Origin of the sequence: Gracilibacillus marinus (assembly GCF_042651725.1) — a bacterium.
GTDB classification, from domain to species: domain Bacteria; phylum Bacillota; class Bacilli; order Bacillales; family Amphibacillaceae; genus Gracilibacillus; species Gracilibacillus marinus.
This window is the reverse complement of record NZ_JBHSDV010000002.1, coordinates 124,237-146,542: the sequence shown is the minus strand read 5'-3', so window position 1 is coordinate 146,542 and position 22,306 is coordinate 124,237. Positions and strand designations below refer to the sequence as shown.

Genomic DNA, 22,306 nt, shown 5'->3' with positions numbered 1-22,306 from the left:
GCCAAGTATGAACGACATAATCATTATATAAAATCCCATTTTAATCATTCCTTTCTAGAGTAATTACTCGGTCATGGCGATTGGCTAAATCTAAATCATGAGTCACTGTAATAACAGTAGTATTAAATTCTTTATTCATATCAAAAAGTAGACTGATAATTTTTTCTCTATTTTCCAAATCTAAAGACGCAGTTGGTTCATCTGATAAAATTATTTGGGGATTCATAATTACAGCCCTAACAAAAACGGCTCTAGCTCGTTGGCCACCAGAACAATCAAGTGGTTTTTTTTTCAAAATGGACTCAATCCCAATTTTATTAACAATTCGGTTAAAGCGATCTTCAGTAGTTGAGTCTTTTTTTATGTTAGCGTACATAAGCGGCAATTTAATATTATCCTCTATGGTCAAGGAATTAATTAGTGCAGACTCCTGAAGAACAAAACCAATTTTTTGATTACGCCACTCAGCTAATTTATTTCGTGATAAATCCTTAACAGATGAATCAAACAGCGTATAGCACCCTTGATATTGTGTATCAAGTAGACCGATAATATTAAGCAAGGAAGTTTTTCCAACTCCAGACTCTCCTATAATAGAAACTCTTTCCCTAGGTTTAACCTCCAACTCGAAATCATTTAAGATAGAAAAACCTTTCTTCTTGAATGTTTTTTTCTCAATTTCCAGTTTAATTATACTATTCATTGTAATACCCCCACGGAGATCGGAATACTTTTAATTTTTCTTATCGAAAGTTCAACAATCATAAATCCAATAATAAAATCTATTAACAGAACAATAAGTAAAGCCAACCAATCCATACTTATTATTCCAAACACTCCGTAAGTAGAAAAAATTGGATCTTTTCTTAACCAGAAACCGTATCTATCAAATGCGGTTATCCCAATTAAAATGGCAAGAATTATAGAAAACAAGATTCCAAAGTAACTATAAAAAATTGCTCTTAGTTTTGAATAACTTAGTCCAACTAATAAATTGATTGTAAAATCCTTAATCATTAATCGAATACTTATTAACGTATTCCATGTAGCTAGACAAACAATAATTATGAGTAATATAAAAGTGATAGCACAGATGATTTTTAATGAATTAACATAATATTCTTCAAAGTACTTAAAGTTTTCTTCTTGATTAAAAAAATTAAACTCTAAACCTAGATTTTCCTGGATATGTTCTTTTAAATTCATTGCTTCCTCTTTCGTTGAATTAAGAAGCACCATGTCCATCAAACTATTAACGTGGAGGTCAAGACCCGCACTTTTAATAAATTCCTCATTAACAGGTATAAAAATTGAAAAATTAAAATAATTCTTTGAGTTGGGAGCATAAAAATTAGAACGATAAGCATTCTTCTTCAAAACTCCTTGAACGTTTAATTGAACTAATTGTTGGGTGACAGGATCTGTAATCTCAATATTTGACCCTACAGGATATGTTTTGGCCAAACCTGCACCTACTAAAATAGGTATTTTTTCTTTATTGAATTTATAATTAAAATTTAAATGGTTTCCATGAGATAAGTTAAATGGATTTATCTTATAAGCCTCTTCATTGATATAATTGAAAATAACATCCATATTATGTTCATTTTGTAATGAGGTGACAAAACCATTAGCTTGCAGAGCATAAGTATAGTTGTTGTTTAAATATTCATATACTTTTTGTGTATCGCCTATTTCAATTTTATCAAAATCAGCTTCACTATTCGGATCGAGATTAGCAACAAAGGTTCCTTCTTGATTTAGATTTTCTAGTTCTTGGTAACCTTGAAAAGTTGAAATAATGGAACGAGCAGCAGTAAAAGAAACATAATTAGCTAAAAAAAGTAATAATATCATACCCAAAACAAGTATCCATCTTTTTAAAAAGATTCTAGTTATAAAAAAACGTAAAATTCTCATTCCTTTTTCACCCAACCTGCACTAATTAATATATATATAGTAAAAATAGAAACCAAGTAGAGATTGCTGGTTACATTCAGCTCTAAATAAAAATTTAATGAGAGTGACAGTAAAAAGCTAAATATTAATATAGCCAAACTATTCAGTATATAGCGAATTGTAATATTTACCATGGTGTCTCCTACAAGGATGCGGCAGAATATTTCTTTTTTCCTACGATTTAAAAATTGATAGTGAAATACTATTAAAATAGATGTAAGAAAAATATTTATTATAAGCTGATAATCTATCATACTTTTTAAGAAAGACTTTAAAATAGAAGAACCTTCTAAATTCAAAGTTTGTACATAAATAAATATTAAATTTGAAGCAAAACAGATAAGATAGCCAGCAATCGCCTCAAAAACATCGATAACTCTAAATAAAGAATATTTCACAAACTACTTCCTTCCTTAAATGAGTGAATCTCCAACAGAGTGAACGTTCTTTGTCACTATTATAAGCATTTATGTGCATATTAGAACCTTTTTGGGTTAGAATCCTAGTTGGCATCTATACATTTATTGTATCAACTTTTAATAAATACCAACTACACAGCTGTATAAACAATAAGTTATTCTTCATAATTAAAGTAATATGGTACTTTATAAGATTTAAATGTTGATATCAATATAAAACCGGGCCCAGTAAGAAAATACCTATCAGGCCCGAACCATTTCCTATCATTCATTAATAAATAAAATTTTGTTATGCAAAAATCTAATAAATCTTAACCGGAAAAATTATTTACGTGCTCCACGGGACCAACTAAATTTCGTAGTATACTTGTCTCCCCATCTAATATCGTCCCAAACAGAACCTGTCACTTTACCACTATAGGCTGTTTTACTCAGTAAAGTCCTACCATTTCGTGTATATTTAAACGAAGTGGATTTATAGTTCGAATTGCTATAATTCCAGGCTGCACCATTATATTTAATTTGAAAAACTTCTTCAGAAGAAGCTCCACTAGAAGCACTGCCAAAAGATGCCGCAAACACTGTATTTGCTCCTAATATAATTGTGCTAAATACCAACATCGTGCAAATCAACTGTCTCGTTTTCTTTTTCATAACACAATCTCCCTTTCTATTAGTACTTAAAGGATATCCTCACAATAGATTCTCTCATAGGTTCTATAACATTTCACCGTAAATCTATCTGCTGTTTTCCGCAATCTATTTGCGGGTATTCTAGTATGACGAAATACAAATATAACTACCTCATTAACTGCTCTGATAATAAGCCAAATTCTTTTGCTTTTAATAGCGCTTCTGTTCTTGACCCGACATTTAGCTTAGAAAAGATTTTTGTTAAATGGTATTCAATTGTACGTTGACTCATAGAAAGGTTCATTGCAATTACTTTATTAGTTAAACCTTTTGAAATACCATCTAATATTTCCTGTTCTTTACTTGATAGCGTAATATCTCCTAAATTCTGCAGGCCCTCATCAGATGAGGGCCTGACTTCTGTTCTTCTTAGCTGTCTTAATAACGAAAGGGGTATCACCGCTTCCTCTCTCATGGCGCACCTGATTGCGGTAATCAATTGTTCCTCTGTTGTATCCTTGCTAATAAATCCAGCAACACCAGCTTCCACTAGTAAATTATAATGTGCTATTAAATCAAAACCAGTATAGATGAGTATTTTTGCGTCAGGATCAACTTGCATAATTATTTTTGTGAGCTCAATACCATTTACTTTCGGCATGTATAAGTCAATCAAATAAATGTCAAATGTATTAACCTTAATGATATCCAAAACCTGATCACTATCAATGATAATGGTAGCTTCTATATCCTCTTCCTGCTCAATAATAGCTTTCGTACCTTGACCAACTGCAAGATGATCATCTACAATCAATACATTAATCAAACTACATTCCTCCCTATGTTTATTTCAACAAACACCTGTGTTCCTTGTCCTACAGCAGAATCCATCTTCATCGTACCACCTATACTATTTATCCGTTCCCTCATTCCTATAATTCCCATTGTCTTAAATGATTGTGTTACATTCACCATATCGATTCCTATTCCATTATCCCAATATTGTAAATATAACGTTTGATTATTTTCTCGTAGTGATATCTTTACCTCAGAAGCTAAGGAATGTTTCATGGCATTGCTTAACAGTTCTTGAATAACACGATATAGAGCTAATTCGCATTCTCTATCTAAATATCGAATCGATTCATCTAATTCAGTGGTTAATATAAAATGGCAGCGAAGCTTTGTTTGGTTCACTAAATTTTGGATAGATGGAATAATTCCAATCTCCGTTAAAAAAGGTGGACGTAACTCATTACAGGTTTCTCTTATTAAGTGAATACTGTCTAATACTCTTTCCTTAAGATTTGATATGTCATTCTTTATAGCTACATCTAAATCTGCCTTTTTTAGCTTATCAACTTCTCGTAACAGCTGTAATTGTTCTTGTAACACGGAATCGTGTAAATCAATAGATAAATTAGCTCGTTCTTTTTCTGATAATTTAAATAATAATCTTGAAAACCAATGCGGGTAATTTGTCTTATCTCCTTCTTGCTCGCCTTTATACTTTTCAATTTCCTCCACTAGATTCTCAATTAATTGGAAATTCTCAAGAAGAATGCTTGAAAAATACGCCAAAGTTTCTAGCCATATCTTTTCTTGAATATTCAAGTTCGTATTAGAATTTTTCATGCCAAAGAGTATGATATGTTTAGTCGAATAATCTCCGCCAATGATTATTCCAAAATCCCCCTTTACTTCAAACAAAGAGCCTATATGATAGTTATCCCAAAGTGTACTTTCTATACTTTTGATAAAAGAACGTGAATACTGATTTTGATTCTTTAGAAACCAATTTTTCTCGTTAACCTTTGTAACTACCTCTATATATAAAACTTTTTTCACTCGTAATACATCTTGAATTTCCTGTACAATACTCGCAATCAAACTCTCTACCTTAGTTTCATAAGTTGCTTTTTTAAAAAAAGTGTACAAACTTTTTTCAAAGTTGTTCTTTGGAGAAAAGAAATGACCTCTCATTTTATAATCTACAAATTCTTTGATATACAAAAATAGAACTACGAAAGTGAATATCAATAAAAAAAGAAAGACTGTCACTCTAGACAATAGCTTCATTTGAGTAATGATACTTATAATTAAGATGGTGAAAGCAGTGAATGGAAAAGCTAATAAAGAATAATATCGTAATTTACCCAATAAAAATTCAATATCAAATAATCTCTCTGCCAATTGTAAATAAACAAATGCTATTGGAATAATAATAAGGAAAATGGCTGTAAATTCAGCCGGAACAAATGCTTCGCTAAATATAATAATCGGCATGACATATAAACAAACAAAAGGGCTAAATGCTGCTAATAAGGTCATCCAAAGTATTTTCAAAACATTATTTCCTTCAGCATGCCTATGCTTCAAATAAAACACAATTAAATGAAAGAACAAATAGGCTACTAATAACAAAATAAAAAATAACTCAAGTTTTACAATAAAGTCATTATTTAATTGATAGAATATCAGATTGCTGATCACTAGTATTAAAACAATACTATAAAGTACATAAATGATGAGTAGTGACTTACTTTTGATAAACTTCAATTGAAATTGTAATAAATAGCTTCTTATAAAATGAGCAAATAGAATTAAAGAACCGGGTAACGTGAGAGTATTTATAATAGTTCCGATGATGTCCCCTCTGGCAGACACAGAAGCACTTAAGTAAGTAACTCCAATGGACAGTAAAAAATAAATGAGAATGATTGCTGATTTCTCAGTCTTTTTTCTTCGATATAGATAAAAACTTAATGCTAAGGTTATAGTCGCAAAGAAAAACGGCAATATTAAATAAATGACATATTGTGAGCTCAAGTCACTGTATGAAATAAAAAAGGTGTTTTCTATTAAGTTTTCATCTGAAATCGTGATGGAATGAGCCTTTTCTACCCTGTCAAATAATAGAATAGAAAGATGTTGTTCGGGGGTTTTTCCATCAACCAGTTTTATAATGTCTCCTTCATCTATTGCTTGATTCCCAACCCATCCTTTTTCGTACGTTTTTTCCACTATCCATTGGTTATCCTTTTCCTTTACTTCTATGCCTACTAATGGATACTCCAAAATAATGAGGGCAAAATAACAAAATGCTCCCAATACAAACAAGATAGATAGCAAGCCAAAGTTGTATATGCTAGTAAATTTTTTCATGTTAGCTCCCAAAAATAAGGTGATTATTCTATATACATTATTTATTGCCAATAATAATAGCTATCTAGATTATCATGTTGTTCAAAAAAAACTTCTACAATTGCCTTTTGCTCTTCCGAACTAACTCCAACCAAGCTTGCTTTTCCTTCTTTTACTTTGCTTAATACATCACCATTGTTAATTAAAAATTGAATTATCTGTTGCATATTTTTTCCTCCTATTGATTAATAAATATATTTTTTTAGTAGTTCAAAATAACGTCGTTCTACATTAAGTTTTTTTAGTTCCTTTATTACTTTATTTTGATATATTTTCTTAATAACTTCGGTATAAGCCATTGCTCCTGTTTTTATAAGCTTATTAGTAACTAACATTTGCTTTTCTATTATTTCACCTTTTTCTACCTTACCAGCGTAATAATCATGAATAAAATGAAGGTCTGTATCATTGCAATTTAATAAATAAATGATAGGAAGGCTATATTTTTTTTTGATTAAGTCATTCTTTTCATTCCATATTTTAATATCTGCCACATCATTGTTAATTTGTCCTATCAAACCAATATACTTAGAGTAGATCTCTATTTCAGTTGGATAGTCATTTACTGCTAAAACTGTGCCGACTAAACAAGAAAGAGTAACTAAAGCACCTGATTTTTCTATAGTCATATCAATATAATCTGCTTCACTTCCACAAATATTTAATAGATCCTTGTGTTGTCCATTTATAGACAGAAGAGTATATTGTAGTAAAATGGAAATAGCTCTATCTTTATTTTTAAAATCTGTATTTCTTATAACCATACTACACAAAAAAAGAAATGCTGTGGTTGCATTTAATGCTAATTGAGGTTCTTCTGACCAAGGTTTTCCTTCAAAGTCGTTGTCTTCAAAGTCATCTAACATATCAAAAGATAGTATTAACAATTCCACAGCGGCTGCAACTTTATAAATTTGTTCCGTTTCTCTCCCATTGAACATACAATGGTGCAAGACAAGCAATTCTCCAAAAGGAACCCCCTTTTTTAAGTGAAAATCAATATATTCTAAAAGTTGTTCTTTCAATTCCTGTTGTTTAATATGTTGATTAATAATACTGTGTAATGATTTATTTATCATCTCAGTGTTTATGAGCTCCAATTATTTCCTCCCCCCTTCATTGCTTATCTATTATATGTTTATTCTATCCTGTTTCACTTCATATTTCACCGTAAGCTTATTGTCGTAATACCGCAATATTAATTGCGGTATTTGTCGAGCGAAATAATACACTTTCTAATATTCAGTATGCCGACATTCATTTTAAAGGTTCATTCACTTGTATTCATTCGGTGTTTGATAATTTAATGATTCATGAATTCGAATTCGATTGAACGAATGCACATAATTAAAATGGTCAAAATCAAGTTCTTGTTGGTTAGTAAATAAGCTCCTTTAACTTTCGCTATTTATCTCCCTATTTTGTTTAGCAGACTATTAAAATCAATTGCTACATCATATGTATCTAGAAATAATCACAAAAATGGTTCCGATTTTCCATGTATTAATTCATAATATATTATTCGACAATCTATCTTATATTTCCTTTAAATTATTGACAAAAATTATAAATTTTCCTTCTTTTAAATATTTTCTCATATTATCATTAGACTGTTATTTATGGAGAGATTTAGAAAATGAAAAGAATGAAATATTCAGATTGTTAGGGGGAAGCTAATTTGAAAAGGAGAAGAAAATTATAATGTTAGATCCCTTAAACAGGCCTTTGAGAGTGGAGAAGAATACAATCTTTGCCCAATATTCATTATCGAGGCTTTTCTTTTTGTTTCATTGGACTCTTAATAATCAATTTTATTTCCTTAATTAATGGTGAAAGGATCCCGTTCACTTTTAAATTTTATTAGTTGCTTCTTTAGTATTCAAATCTATGGACAACCTCTCCCTATAATATTATGCAATCCCAAAGAAACAATAATATAAAATAAGGCCGCTACAACAATCATCAAATTTGATTGTGCAACAGCCCTTTTCATAACAAATTACGATACTTCAACGATGGAATACTCCGAAGGCTATTTAACCTATTAAAGCCCCATCTTTATACTCATTTCCATACAATGCTTGAACCTCAGATGCCTTCCCTTGACAACCTACCAACTTAATTTTGGATTGGGCCAAGTCTTTCGCTGCTTGTTTTGCCTTTGTTAAATATTGTCTCGGGTCTAAAGCATTTGGTTTATCCTCAAAATGTTCTTTAATTGCTTGCGAATAAGCATTTTTTAATTCTGTTGATACATTCATTTTTGACATTCCGAGTGATACACAACGTCTCACATCTTCATCTGGAATCGCTGATCCTCCATGGAGGACAAGTGGGACATCTACTAGATTAGCTATTTTCTCAATTCTTTCAAAATCTATATCCGGATCCCCACTATAAATACCATGTGCTGTACCAATTGCTGGTGCTAGTGTTGGAACACCAGTAAGTTCTATAAATTTAACACATTCTGATGGCACTGCTTTTTGGGCATCTGCTTCATCAACAACAATATCGTCCTCAACGCCGCCGACTTTACCTAATTCCGCTTCCACATTTACATCAAGAAATTTAGCTACATCCATCACTTGATTTGTACGACGGACATTCTCATCAAACTCATGCATCGAAGCATCAATCATTACAGATGTATAACCTGCACGGATACATTTAATTAGAACGTCATAATCCGTACAATGATCTAAATGAAGTGCCATTGGTATTTTATATTCTTCTGAGGCTGCCTTTGCAGCAGCAACAATGTTCTCAGGTCCTAAGTTCCGTACAGTTCCTACTGTTGTTTGTACAATTAATGGTGCGTCTAATTCTGCAGCTGCTTCAGCTACTGAATATAACATATCTAAGGAATGCACGTTAAAAGCAACAATTCCATATCCTGATTTTCTTGCTTCTTTTAACATTGGTGTTGAATTAACTAGAACCATAAAATAGTTCCCCCTTCATTTATCTTTCTTCTTAGTTAAGTGCATCTAATATTACTTCTAAAACCTGCTCACTACTGTCTGCATCTACAAGTGCCACGCGGTTACTCTCATGAATTAACATTCTTGAAACAGATGCTAGTGCATTGATATGAGTAGTTCCAGCCTGACTTTTTGGAATTAGCAATGCGATAAAGAAAGATGCTGGCTTGCCATCTAATGAGCTCCACTCTATTCCTTCCTTACTAGAAACCACTACAATTCCAGGCTCAGAAATGGCATCTGTTTGTGCATGTGGTATAGCAAATCCATCTTGAAATCCTGTTGTACTTTCCTGCTCACGTTTGATTAAACCTTTTACTACCTCTCTAGAATTAGAAGCAATTCCTCTTTCCACTGCAATCGAGGCAATAAGTTCAAAAACCTCTTGTTGAGATGTAAGATGTTGATTAATTTTTATATGTTCTAGTTCAAGCAATTTGCTACCCATTATTATCAGCCTTCCTGTTCAACTTTGTTATATTGACGTTTTTTGTAGAATCCGTAAATTACAGCACCCACTAAAGAACCTACTAGAATTGCAAGAACCCACTGAAATGCTCCTGTAACTACTGGTAATACTAGAAAACCACCATGTGGCGCTGGAACTTCAACCTTCATAATATATGTGAGAATAGCTGAGATAGATGAACCAATCATTAAGATTGGAATAACTACAATTGGGTTCTTCGCTGCAAAAGGAATTGCCCCCTCTGTAATATGTGTCGCACCCAAGATAAAGTTAACCCCTCCAGAATTACGTTCCGCCTGGTTAAAGTACTTTTTAAAGAATACTGTTGCGAATGCTGTGATTAATGGTGGTGTAATACACGCAGCAGATACGCCTGCCATAAATAAGTAGTTACCTTCCCCAAGTAAAGCTGTTCCAGTTACATATGCTGCTTTATTCACTGGTCCACCCATATCAAAGGCACTCATTGCCCCAACGATTAAACCTAATAGAATTGGATTTGCATCTTGAAAATTCCCTAAGAATGTTTTCATACCTTCATTAATTGCTGTCATTGGTTCAACTAATATAGTCATTACCGCACCAATTAATAAAATACCAAATACAGGATATAAGAAAATTGATTTTAGTCCATTTAACGATTTTGGCATGCGGTCTAGTAATTTAGATAATAAAACGATAATATAACCAGCTAGAAAACCTGCAGCGATACCACCAAGGAAACCCGCCCCTCCATTACTTGCAATTAATCCACCGATAAAACCTACAATCATACCTGGCCTTTTAGCAATCGATTCTGCAATAAATGCAGCTAGGATTGGCACCATTAAAGAAAAGGCAAGGCCTCCAGTATCGTTAAGGAATTTTGCTATTTCATTAAAGGATTCATGATCTGGATTTGCTGAGTGAATACCAAACAAGAATGAAATAGCAATGAGAACACCACCGCCAACCACAAAAGGAAGCATGTGGGATACACCATTCATTAGGTGTTTATAGATCGTATGAGCGATGGAACCTCCACTATATGAATCGCTTTCATTCTCTTCATCAGACGCATTTTTCTTTGCCTTGTAGACCGTTGCCTTACCATCAATGATTGTTTGGATAAGCTTCTCTGCTTCATGGATACCTTTCGCAACAGAGACTTCCATAACATTCTTACCAACAAATCGTTCTGCATTTACGTCTTTATCTGCCGCAAGAATGACACCATCTGCTTCTGCAATCTCCTTCTTCGTTAACTCGTTCTCCACACCTACTTGCCCGTGTGTTTCCACTTTAATATCAACGCCTAATTTTTTAGCTGCTTGCTTTAATGCTTCCTCCGCCATAAAAGTATGGGCAATACCTGTAGGACATCCAGTTGCAGCTACAATTTTGATGTTAGCCATTCATTTTCTCCTCCTTTAACGTACTAATTTTAGTTTCGCTTATTAGTAAATCAATATGAGACAGTTCCCCTAACCCTTTACTAAAGGCTGTTGCAGATCCTGCTGCTGAGGCAAATCTTAATGCTTCCTCTAAAGAGTATCCTTGTTCTAACTTCCCAATGAAACCACTTAACATCGTATCTCCTGCACAAGCTGTATTGATTACTTCTCCTTTAGGGGATGTAACTTTTAATATATTGCCATCTTTAACATAAATCGCACCTTTTTCTCCTCTTGATACAAGTACTTGTTGTGCACCTCTTTCTAAGAGAATATTGCTACATTCAATAATCTTTGACTCTGTCATTTCAGAAACATCTAAATCAAAAAAGGTAGCGAGTTCCTCATCATTTGGCTTGATGAGATATGGCTGATAATCTAAGCAATCTAATAAGGCCTTAGAACTAATATCCAATACTAGCTTTATTCGTTTATGGTCACATATCTTAGCCACTTCCACAAAGAACTCATCACTTACTCCACCTGGTAAACTACCAGATACAAACAGAATACTTTTTTCTGGAAGACTAGAAATCATATCTAGCATTTCCTTTACCTTTTCCGGACTGATTTCAGGTCCCTTATTTACTATCTTGTATTCTTTATCTGCATTGGCAAAAACATTAATTCTTGTTATCCCATCAATATGAACAAAAGAAGTATTAATGTCCATCTTCTCTAATTCATCTTCAATGAATTTTCCTGAAAATCCCCCTAGAAAACCTAGAGCTGTGTTCGCTAAGCCCAATCGCTTTAACATAATCGAAACATTAATTGCTTTCCCATTTGGTTGATAATCTTCTTCATAGGTTCGATTCACTATTTCTGGTTTTAGTTGATCTAATCCAACGTATAGATCAATAGCTGGATTTGGCGTTAATGTGTATATCATTGTCTCACCTGCCTTGTTGTCTATTTATCTTTCGTTGCATTCATTATGGCACAGTTTTTCATGTAAAGGTTTTCAGAATTTGTAAACATTTTCACTCATCATGAAAAAGTTTTCGGACAACAAAAAAGAATGCCGTTATTACAGCATTCTTATTGCATATGCATCTAATAATATTCGAGAAATCACACTTAATGGTAATCTTGACCTAACCTCATAATCTGGAAAATAAGAGTGACTTCCCTTAAATCCAACAAAGGTCATCTCAGACATGACACCCAGGCTAGATTCCATCCTACAAGTTAGGGTAATTGTTGTTATTTGTTTAATGTTTAAATTCTTACATGCCTCTACTAACTCTTCTGTTTCACCATTTAGCGAAACAAAAATCGCCAGTTCATTCTCTTGTATACTTGTTGATTTAATCTTAATAATATTAGGGTCATCATGTATTTCGCAGTTCTTGCCCATTAATTGAAGCTTAATCGCCATTTCTTTTCCGATCATTTCAGAAAACCCACGAGCAAATATATATATCTTTTCCGCATTGTATAGTTTCTGAACGGCATCCTCAATTTGACCTATACTTTGTAATTGGATTGTTTTACTCACTTCATGCTCATTTTTCTTTATCGCTTGGGTGATTTCATTACCGATATACTCCATTTCATTACTTTCATCATTAAAACTGTTCTTTTCTTTCAAACTATATTTAAATGAAGTATAACCATCATAACCAATCTTCTTCATTAACCGCACGATGGTTGCCGTAGACACACTTGCATTTTCGCTAAGCTTTACAATCGACATTGTTGATATTTCCTGTAAGTGATTTGTTATATATTCAAGTAAATATTTTTCTGAATCACTCAAAGTTATATAAACATTTTTAGGTATATCAAAAAGAATATTATACACTAACTTTCCTCCCTAATTTTCGCACAGACATCCGCGATTTTCCTTACTTTTTATGTTAACCTATTCTACTTCTTATTTATGTTCTGTGCAAATGGATAAATTAGTAGTTTTTAATAGTATATCTCTTGATAGTGGAGAGTAAAAAGCAATGTGCAAATGCTGGGTTTTGGAAGGTTTAATTAGTTAGGGGAAAGTGCAATAGATAAAGCTATGTGCTCTTGTAGCAAGGTAAATAGGGGATATTTCTTAGGTGAAAGGCTATTTAAAGTTAAAATAGACCAATTACTTGTGATACGGTTCACCGTACCGGTTTGTAGGGTAAAATAGTACATTCTATACCATCAAAATACGAGGTAAAACCCGATTACAAAAGGTTCTACCTCGTAATTTCCTCTTAATGTCCCAATTATGTCCCTATTTTTGTCCCTATTCCTCCCTGCCACTTTATATATAAAGGATTGAATTTCCAATTATGTCCCTATTTGTCCCCATTTTAAGGAGCATAGATATATTTAGTTCCCGCCCCTTTTCCAACATCCTTTACACCATCAAGAGTAGCGGGGAACTGACCCTTTTTTAAGTTCCTGCTCTAAAATTTCATACATCTTTGCACCATGTTCTTTAATAACTTCCTCATTCCAATCTTTATTTTTAGCAATAGAGGCCATAATACGCAATTTCTGAGAGCTTTTGATTGTGTTTTCATTAGTTAATTTTGCTTTAGGACTCTGGTTAGAAAACTTTGAGTTAGCGGAACTAGTGATTAAACAGAGATTACCAAAATGATTTAAATCAGTAACACCCATTCTTTCATACCCTTCATTTCCATCAGGATTTTGCGGGTAAAAGTGTTCCACGGAATTTCTAAATGTAAATTCATAATCTTCCAGCTGCTTAATTTCATCCTCATAACCATCTCGCCATAAAACATAGTCTAAGTATGTGAATACAACCCTTTCTATGTTAAAGCCATCATTCTTTTTATATCCACTTTCTCTAATTTTCTGGCGGGCATAATTTTCTAATAGCCATAGATAATCTTGAGAGATATCCTCTTTATTTATATTTTCCATTAGAAATGCTAATGAATCTGTTATCCAGTGCATCGTTTTGGGGGAAGTATACGTAATTCTAAGTGCTGATTGTATCATGCGAATCTTTTTATGCCTGTTATCTTCATCGTTCCTAGCACTATTATTAGAAAATGTATGAACATAATCCACTTTATTATTGTTGTCCGTTTTATAATATTTTAATTTGCTTAATGACCAAGCACCTTCTTCTGAGTGTTTTCCGTAATACTCTCTCTTTATAATAAATTGATCAAATAAGTACCTGGCTTTTAATAATTGAACAATGAATTTTTCCGGATTTATTTCATCATTCATGATTTCCAGCATTTTTTTATCATCCAATGCACCGTCATCATCAGTCTTCTTATTCTTATATAGCCTCATAACATGCAGCAAAAAATTCGGAAATGTTATAATTGATTCAAAACGTTGATCTCCTTCATCTTCACTCTCGTTATCTTTAATATTATTAATCTTACTGTACTCCTCAATTGCATCTATCACGGATAATGTAGTAGATAGCTTACCTTCTTTTCCATCCGTTGCTGAATAAAGATTCTGGAATACATCTCCAAAATCGCTAAAGTTTAATTTCTCATATTTTGAACCAAATAACTTTTTTCTATCCTCAACAGTAAAAGACATCTGGACATACTTTTCCATATGAGAACAAGCATCCCAAACCTTAGAGAATACACTTCTTTTTTCTTGCGCCTCTTCCCCTACGATGTTTGACATCAGTCTTGCTTTCACGATTTCATGAGCTTCTAATTGTTCACCACGAGTATTCATAATTTCGAAGTAATGATTTAAATCTGTATCCTTAGGTACAATGATCCTTAATAATTTGGTATTTTGAAGCTTGTCTATTATTTCGCTATCAGGATCGACTTCCTTTTTGAAGTGATTTAGGGCGTCTAAAAGTTCTTTCGTGTAAAATTCTTCATCAAAATCTGTAGATCCATTGGAGATCTTTTCTAAAGTTCGATTTGATTTTCTTCTTGCTTCAAACATTAAACTTTTAAACGGAGGATTTTTCTTTAGTGCAGCTAACAACATAAATAAAGTCGTTAGGCGTTGTTGACCATCAATTACCTCGTATACGGCATCATCTCGCTCATATACAACTAGACTCCCCAAAAAGTACTCTTGCTCAGCGTCTCGAATATCCTCGAGTAATTGTTCTCTCTCTATATTACTCCAAGCATAATTTCGTTGGTAAATTGGAATGATATATCGCGCACTTTCATTAAATAATTCGTTAACGGACAGCTCAACTAGCGCTCCAGACTTATCAGTCACCTTCAATCACCCCAATTGCTTGTCTTAATTTGTCAAAACTTTTCTTCTGGTATTTAACAGCAATATCTTCGAATGTTATATCGTCGATTTCAATCATTTCTATATCCCTTGGACTTCTCGCATCTCTTATAGCTGTAAATAAATTTAGTTTATTGTTTAAATATTCATTTCTTCCCAAAGCATATTTGTTAATTGACTTTTCATATACAGCTTGATTGATACAGCGTAATTGATAACAGTATTTGAAAAATAATTGCTCAATATTGGGGTTTTTATTGTTTATTCCAAATCGATCGTAAAAGTACAGCAGTAAACACTGGAATAATTCCCTAATATATCGAGTTCCAACCTGTTCATGTCCATTATTAGGGGAAACGGATTCAGGAAGCATTTCCAACGCTATCTTTTCTACTTCTCTCTTTAAGTACATATAGTGATATGTACTTTCAAAAAACCTTCTTCCAGCCAAAAGAGGTTGATCGATTTGAAACGGGATCAAAGCGTCTATCCCTAGTAACTCTTGATGATTTTCTCTATTAAATTGTTCAATAAATAAGTAGGCTGCTTTATGGTATTGGATAAAATTAAATTGTTGATCTAGCGGAACACCTTTAAACATTTCTATACCATCTCTATTAAAATAATGTGCATTTCCTTGGTTAGACCATGTCTTAATCTTGTATAAGTATCCCGTAAATAAGTTCGCTAATTCACTTGTGATCTGCGCTTCCCATTTTTCTATGAGCTTTAATTTGGTTTCCTCACTATCGGCTGTCATTTCACGTAAATGGTAGGCTTTCAATAAATCATGTGCTTCCAATGCTTTACCACGTGCATTTTGTGAATCAAAAAATTGGAATGCTTCCATTTCATTGTCAATTTCAATGATAATTACATGGCATTTTTTAGTCATATAATCATACAATCTACGTTTATCTTCTGAAGTTAAGCTACTGCATAATCGTTTAATTTCATTATAATTTTTGCTAATATTACTTTTGTTTTTAGGTATTGATAGCCCTGATGAATTTTGCAGTACATCATTTATTAAATGTAAAGAAATTGTTCGCTGTTGACCATCTACAATATCTCGTCTCTTATCTTTATGCTTATGTATAACGATTGTACCAATACGATATTCTGATAAATTATCCCGATATGCCTCTAATATATCGTTAAACAACTGATTGATATTACGAACAGTCCACTTATAAGGCCTTTGATAATCAGGAATTGATAAGTTTAACTTAAGTAAGTTTTCGACACTAATTATATCTTTTTTGCTAATAGACATTGCGATCCCCATTTTTTATATTTTAATAACTATAGCATATCAAAAGTTAATCTATTTAAATAAACTTTTGATTATCGGCATGTTTGTTTTAAAAACTTTCTAGCTATGATAGCTGCACAAAGGTCATATTCTGGATATCTTTTTAATCCCAAAGCAATTCAACCATCAGTCCTCCTGAAAACCTTCCATATCCCTAAGAGTTTGCCCTTCTCTATTTTTCCACTCAGTTAGTCCATTTGCATTTCTTCCCATAACAATTGACGCTGCGGTTGATGGGCTAGAGAATACACGATTGTCTGTTAATATTAATTTCCCGTCTTCTATAATTAATAATTCTTTCTCCAATAACAATTCTCTAATTTTATTTAATGAAGGTGGAAATGAATTAGCAACTGGATCAGCAAATCTTGATCCTTTAATAACAGCGAACCCTTCTGTTGTTTGAACCATTGAGGCATCGGCTCCACGCGCTGCTTTTATAAAATATATTTTTTCTTGATCCAATTCGTCTTTATTTGTACTAATCTTATCTTCAAATAAATTGTGTCCCAAAGTTCCGATTAACAACTTGCTATTGATGATGTATTCTTCCATTTCTGCTTCGTCAGATTCAGAAATAGCTGGTAATGTGGGTATCGTATTATTCTTCATCTTATATCGTCCAATTTTTTCAGCTAATTGATGAAGCTTATGCTCCAAATACTTTATATGAGCTTTATTCAAATTGTCGTCCTTACTTGTAAATACAACAACCTCCGTCCAAAAGTCCTTCTCTCTTAAATGACTGTTCAAACGGCTTAAGACATTTTCCGCTTCACCGATATAAGCGACATTATTTCCTTCATCGTCCTCACCAAATAGAAAGTAGACTCCTGTACCACTTAGCTCGGGTCTATCTATGCTGTCTTTAATTTTATTTCTGGGAATTTTATATGCCTTACCAGTCCAATTAGAAAGTTCAGCACTCATTCTTCCTGTTGGTTCACCGTCTATTAAGAATATTTTAATTGTTTTTCTATAGATATTACTCATTTAATATCACCCCGTTGTATCCTGAAATCTAATTTGTACTTCTTTGTTTGTATTTACACCAGGAAACGTTTGACTACAGTACGAACAAACGATAAGATATCAGCTACTATTGTTAAAGTGACTTTTCTTTATAATCTTCCATCCTATATCGATAATAAGGATTATCCCATGAAAAACCATTAACAATAGTGTCTGTTATTTTCCTATTAAGGACTTCATAACATTCGGAAAGAGACAATCACCTAGTAAGTATTATTAGATATATTTGAATCTCTAAGATTAGTATATGTTTCCAAACAATTTTTACATATACAATGTTTTCGAAGACTCTCTTCAGGCAATAATGCAAAGATTTCCTTAGGGAATTTTTCTGTCGCACACCAGCAACTATTTTTGTTTTCTCCAGCTCCAGTTTTACATTTATTTTCGTCTTTACAAATAGGACATATTGTATTTGCCAATGAAATCCCCTTCTCAAATAAGATTCGAGATTTTAATTTTATTACATTTTTTTATACGCTAAGAACTTATAGCCATTCTAAAATCTTATGAAAGCAATTCAAAATCGGCTTCGACAATCTCACCTTGATGTTGCCACTCTTCAAATTCTCTTTGGAAGTTTTCTCTTTTATCTACTTCCTCTCCCATTGCAGCTACACGGTTAATTAGTTCAATATAATCTGGGAAGAGTTCATTAATAAATTTCTCATTATCATTGATAAAATCAAGATATTCTTGGCGCTGTTTATTGAAGTTTTGAACAGTCCTTTCAATTAAATTTTGAAATTCCTGTTTCTTCTTCCTTTCATTCCAGCTATCCCAAGCTTCTACCCCTATGCCCAATACTGCACCAAATAATGCAAACCCTTTTGATGCTCTCTCAGCAATTTTAACTGCTCCCCAAGGCTTAAACTTCATAGATGGCATTAATAAATCTCTCGCAGCAAGAACCTTAGTGTTTGTCACTTGAACACCACCTTTTTTTAGAAATTCACCACCTACCTTCATACCATTTAACGCTATATCACCTACGATATGATTGTAGTGATTAATACTAGAATTAAAACTCATCTCCACTTGTGAGATTTCCTGAACCATTTTCCCTAATTGGCTTTCGAATTCATTTTGTATGTTAGTATCTAACACAACTCCTTCTTCGCCAATATTTCGTTCAAAAAAAGCTTCTATTGTATCTAAATTAGTTCCCTTTACTTGAAGGATCAAGTCGGTAAAATATTCAGTAATAAAATTTCTCAAATCAATTCGAACATTACTAATTTTTCTTTCAGATTTGTTAAGCTCTCTTTGTATATCCATACAAGCACTCTTAAACTTTTCGATTTCCTCTGTTGCTTTAGCAACTCGCTCTCTAGCCACTGGCATTTCACGTATAATAACGTCTCTAACAATACTTTGTTGTGATGCAACTACTAACGAGTTTTTACCACCAGATTCCTTAATTTTTTGAGTCGTGGCTACTTGTAAATCACTTATATGTGAGATTTTCTTATATTCATCAAGATTAGATAACCAATAATCAATTCCTTCTCCAAATGGATTAGCTGAAACAGCTACTATTGAAGCTTCTTGTTCTACTTGAATGATTCCAAAATCATGCAATCTCGATATTATATTTTCGCGCTTCGTATGGAATCTTTCATTGAAATCATCTTCATCTTCTAGATCTACTTCCTCATCAAATCTACTTATAACAAAAACTGTTCGGGGCAGAAGATTCAGGTCTTTAAATAACCAAATCAGAACATCTTTATGACTCTCCTTAATTGGATTGTTAGGATTCATCACATAAATCACTAAATTTGCTTCGCTTACATATTTCTTTGTAATATCATTATACTTTTCTCGTTCTTCCGTCTCTTTAAAACCGAATAATCCAGGGGTATCAATTAGCTCAAAATCATCCATTTCATAAATATTTACTTCATCTGTTGACTCTGTTTGGCTAATTTTCATTGTTGAAGTATCATAACTCTCCGACCAAGCTGCTGCAATCGAAGTTTTTCCTTCAGAGAATCCACCAACCAATGCAACTTTGAGTTTATCACTTGCTATTTTATTGATTCCTACTTCTATTTTCTTAGTGATTTCTTCGTTAAGTACAATTCCAAATTTCTGTCCGCCCTTTAAGAATTCCAGTAGTCTTTCCAGTATTTCGATTGTCCTTATTTGTTGTTGTTTGAAATAATCAATCGTTTCCATACATAAACTTCCCTTCCTGTTCAATATCTATGGCCATTAATTTAAGTTCATCTTCAACTTCTTTAAAAACTTCAGCCATCACTTCAACTTGACTAACTGATTTCTCAATTTCTTTTTTAATAACGTTTACTCCTTTATTTATAGGGTTTACTGTATTTTTGATTTGTCCCTCTAAACTCTCTCGCAGTTCAATCGCAACTGTTTCAATATTTTCATCTGCACTTTTCCTTTGTTGCGATTTACGGTAGTCTTTATCTAAGTATGTTCTAACTTTCTTTCCAACACTTAATATTCCTCCAAGAATAGACAATGCAAGTACCACCCACCCGACAGGATTTGTAATATTCATTGCAAGAAAAATTACCCCTAAAATATCACCTATTATCGAAGTTACTGCTCCAGCCATATGTACATTATTTTTAATATTTATCTCCGGGTTAAATTCAAAGTTAAAAACAACTGATTCTGAATATGACTCTAATAATTCCTCAACATATCGTTCATATTTTTTAACAATCTCTAACATTTCATTTTCAAATTCCTTGGAATTCTTATCAACTTTTCTCTGAAAGTCTTCAATTAATTGCTTAGCCTCTGCCTCAGTTCTTTTTTTAATATTATCTGTAAATTCCTCGTTATCTATCTCCCTATCAATATCCGAATACACTTTCTTTCTCAATCTATTTTTGAAGTTATTTATTGAATTATTCATGGAATTAAGTAGATTTTGATGAAATATCCCCCCTATTTCATCTAATTGGTAGGAAGTATCTTTCAACGTACTTTTTAACCTTCGCTCTAAAAGATTGATACTTTTTGAGACTTCATTGATATTACTCCTCGTTTCATTCAGTGAGAGGGCAACTTTCCTAAAATTTGACTTCACTATTTTATACTTTACGTTATCAACTAATTGTGTAGTCATCCATTTTGAAAAAGCCGCGACTTTGCTATACTCCAATATAACGTCTGAAGATCCGAAAGCCTCTATAAACTTCACTTTTGATCTTTCAAAACTCGACTTCCAATAGTTTCCTATAGAAGCTAGAGCTGGATAAGCGCTTAGTACGACGTGCCCCATGTATTGTTTACCGAGCGTATCTTGCATCACTTGATTTACTACTTCTAAACTTTCAGATTCTCCAACAGAAATTAATTCCTTCGATAATTGTCTGGGGTTCTTTACTCTTTTGTTGTATACAAAATATACCTCAGATTGCTTTTTTAATTGTTTCCTGATTTTCCCTATTGTTCCAAGACTTTCATCATTTCCTTTTTGTGGAGGTGTTGCCTTCCCACTAACATAAAAAACAACATGTGCTTTTTCAACAGCAGAATCAATCTCTTTCTGCACAATCTTTTCTTTACCCTCTATTCCTGGCAAATCCAAAACACAAAATTGTTCACTACCTATATTAATCCTATATTCACTAACCTTTTGCGTATAATCAGAGCGACCATCACCGACTATCTTACCATCACTATTTTCTGTTATCTTTTCTTCTAGTTCAACTAACGTTACATTCAAAGGTAAAATTTTATTAGTGATGTATTGCTTATCATTTTGATATGCTAATTCGATGTCGTTAATTTCCTCTTGATTCTTAAGAATGATTTTTTTAAGTTGTTCGACTTGCGTATCTAAATTGGCAATCTCTGAATTAAGAATATCCAGTTCTTTTTGTTCATCTAGCTTGTTGACAATACTTTTTAGAAAATCAGCAAAGCGAAAAATAACTTTATGTATCATTTCATAATTTAATTTATTTACTCTACTTCGCTTTTTTTCCAAAGAAGTTTCAAACACACCTTTTCTCAATAACAACTCTTGTATAATGTTGTCATACGCTTGAATTTTGTTTTCGTTAATAACTTCAAGATTGTCTAGATTGTTCTGTAATTCAGCAATTTTTAATTCTATTTGTCTGAATTCATCAATTGCCTTCACGTAATTGTCACGTTCCTGTAATTTTTTTTTCTCGTTTAGTAAAATACGCAAAATATCTATCAAGGTTGATTTCCCTGCATTTGTTTCACCATAAAAAGCAATAGTAAATACGTCCCACTCCGCATTCTTTTCGAGTGATTGAAGCGTTTCTTGCAGTGATTGATAAAGAGAACCCAACTTATTTTTACCTTGTTTTTGGTACTCTGCTATCTCTGAATCAATACTTTCACTTTCAAGAGTTACAAGTAACTTTTCAACTTTACGCATTACTTTTTGATAAATAGCTTTTGGTTTAACGCTGTTTTCTCGCATCTAATCACCCATCTGCTCTGTCAGTTACCTCTAATACACGATATAAACTATGTATATTACCTTGTACAAGTTAAAATAAGTTAGGAAAAAGTGTCTCCTTTTCCTGTGTTTGAAAAATGCAAGCATGTTTTTTTACTATATTAATCGGTGGGTTTATTTAATTATAGACTCTAGCCATATCTCATCGAGCTTCTTTCAATGTGATTAATAATGGTGA

General features: G+C 32.7%; 19 protein-coding genes and 1 pseudogene. All 20 read right to left on the bottom strand.

What is annotated here, in order from left to right; translation table 11 throughout:
• Positions 1-40: 40 nt before the first annotated feature.
• Entirely contained in the window at positions 41-703 is a 663-nt protein-coding gene (locus ACFOZ1_RS08555; protein ID WP_390198467.1) for an ABC transporter ATP-binding protein, read from the bottom strand.
• Positions 700-1,920 (bottom strand): ABC transporter permease family protein, encoded by a 1,221-nt coding sequence (locus ACFOZ1_RS08550; protein WP_390198464.1) that lies wholly within the window; start codon positions 1,918-1,920, stop codon positions 700-702. Before ACFOZ1_RS08550 ends, ACFOZ1_RS08555 begins: the two co-directional genes overlap by 4 nt.
• Positions 1,917-2,357 (bottom strand): hypothetical protein, encoded by a 441-nt coding sequence (locus ACFOZ1_RS08545; protein ID WP_390198461.1) that lies wholly within the window; start codon positions 2,355-2,357, stop codon positions 1,917-1,919. The genes ACFOZ1_RS08550 and ACFOZ1_RS08545 overlap by 4 nt, the downstream gene beginning before the upstream one ends.
• Before the next feature lie 345 nt (positions 2,358-2,702).
• On the bottom strand, positions 2,703-3,032 hold the full coding sequence (locus tag ACFOZ1_RS08540) for a hypothetical protein (RefSeq protein WP_390198458.1): 330 nt from the start codon (positions 3,030-3,032) through the stop codon (positions 2,703-2,705).
• Positions 3,033-3,177: 145 nt separating this feature from the next.
• On the bottom strand, positions 3,178-3,837 hold the full coding sequence (locus tag ACFOZ1_RS08535) for a response regulator transcription factor (protein ID WP_390198456.1): 660 nt from the start codon (positions 3,835-3,837) through the stop codon (positions 3,178-3,180).
• Entirely contained in the window at positions 3,834-6,176 is a 2,343-nt protein-coding gene (locus ACFOZ1_RS08530; RefSeq protein WP_390198453.1) for a sensor histidine kinase, read from the bottom strand. Before ACFOZ1_RS08530 ends, ACFOZ1_RS08535 begins: the two co-directional genes overlap by 4 nt.
• A 41-nt stretch (positions 6,177-6,217) precedes the next feature.
• Positions 6,218-6,382, bottom strand: a complete 165-nt coding sequence (comX, locus tag ACFOZ1_RS08525) for a competence pheromone ComX (protein ID WP_390198450.1) — start codon at positions 6,380-6,382, stop codon at positions 6,218-6,220.
• A gap of 18 nt (positions 6,383-6,400) precedes the next feature.
• On the bottom strand, positions 6,401-7,315 hold the full coding sequence (locus tag ACFOZ1_RS08520; protein WP_390198448.1) for a polyprenyl synthetase family protein: 915 nt from the start codon (positions 7,313-7,315) through the stop codon (positions 6,401-6,403).
• Between the two features lie 174 nt (positions 7,316-7,489).
• Positions 7,490-7,588, bottom strand: a pseudogene (locus ACFOZ1_RS08515) (IS3 family transposase); the annotation flags it as partial.
• A 663-nt stretch (positions 7,589-8,251) separates the two neighbouring features.
• A complete protein-coding gene (locus ACFOZ1_RS08510; protein ID WP_390198446.1) occupies positions 8,252-9,160 on the bottom strand; it encodes a class II fructose-bisphosphate aldolase in 909 nt (302 codons plus the stop codon).
• A gap of 31 nt (positions 9,161-9,191) precedes the next feature.
• Positions 9,192-9,647, bottom strand: coding sequence for a PTS sugar transporter subunit IIA (locus tag ACFOZ1_RS08505; protein ID WP_390198443.1), 456 nt, complete (start codon positions 9,645-9,647; stop codon positions 9,192-9,194).
• Between the two features lie 5 nt (positions 9,648-9,652).
• Entirely contained in the window at positions 9,653-11,062 is a 1,410-nt protein-coding gene (locus ACFOZ1_RS08500) for a PTS fructose transporter subunit IIC (protein WP_390198441.1), read from the bottom strand.
• Complete coding sequence (pfkB, locus tag ACFOZ1_RS08495; RefSeq protein ID WP_390198438.1) at positions 11,055-11,993, bottom strand: 1-phosphofructokinase; 939 nt, start codon at positions 11,991-11,993, stop codon at positions 11,055-11,057. Before pfkB ends, ACFOZ1_RS08500 begins: the two co-directional genes overlap by 8 nt.
• 138 nt (positions 11,994-12,131) lie before the next feature.
• Positions 12,132-12,908: a MurR/RpiR family transcriptional regulator gene (locus tag ACFOZ1_RS08490; RefSeq protein ID WP_390198435.1), complete on the bottom strand. Its 777-nt coding sequence runs from the start codon at positions 12,906-12,908 to the stop codon at positions 12,132-12,134.
• Positions 12,909-13,456: 548 nt separating this feature from the next.
• A complete protein-coding gene (locus ACFOZ1_RS08485; RefSeq protein WP_390198432.1) occupies positions 13,457-15,283 on the bottom strand; it encodes a DUF262 domain-containing protein in 1,827 nt (608 codons plus the stop codon).
• Positions 15,276-16,577: a DUF262 domain-containing protein gene (locus ACFOZ1_RS08480; RefSeq protein WP_390198430.1), complete on the bottom strand. Its 1,302-nt coding sequence runs from the start codon at positions 16,575-16,577 to the stop codon at positions 15,276-15,278. The genes ACFOZ1_RS08485 and ACFOZ1_RS08480 overlap by 8 nt, the downstream gene beginning before the upstream one ends.
• Before the next feature lie 165 nt (positions 16,578-16,742).
• Positions 16,743-17,609: a GIY-YIG nuclease family protein gene (locus ACFOZ1_RS08475; protein WP_390198427.1), complete on the bottom strand. Its 867-nt coding sequence runs from the start codon at positions 17,607-17,609 to the stop codon at positions 16,743-16,745.
• A 242-nt stretch (positions 17,610-17,851) separates the two neighbouring features.
• Positions 17,852-18,070, bottom strand: coding sequence for a cysteine-rich CWC family protein (locus ACFOZ1_RS08470; protein WP_337018484.1), 219 nt, complete (start codon positions 18,068-18,070; stop codon positions 17,852-17,854).
• 85 nt (positions 18,071-18,155) lie between these two features.
• On the bottom strand, positions 18,156-19,829 hold the full coding sequence (locus ACFOZ1_RS08465) for a LeoA/HP0731 family dynamin-like GTPase (RefSeq protein ID WP_390198424.1): 1,674 nt from the start codon (positions 19,827-19,829) through the stop codon (positions 18,156-18,158).
• Entirely contained in the window at positions 19,816-22,089 is a 2,274-nt protein-coding gene (locus tag ACFOZ1_RS08460) for an AAA family ATPase (protein WP_390198422.1), read from the bottom strand. Before ACFOZ1_RS08460 ends, ACFOZ1_RS08465 begins: the two co-directional genes overlap by 14 nt.
• Positions 22,090-22,306: the final 217 nt, after the last annotated feature.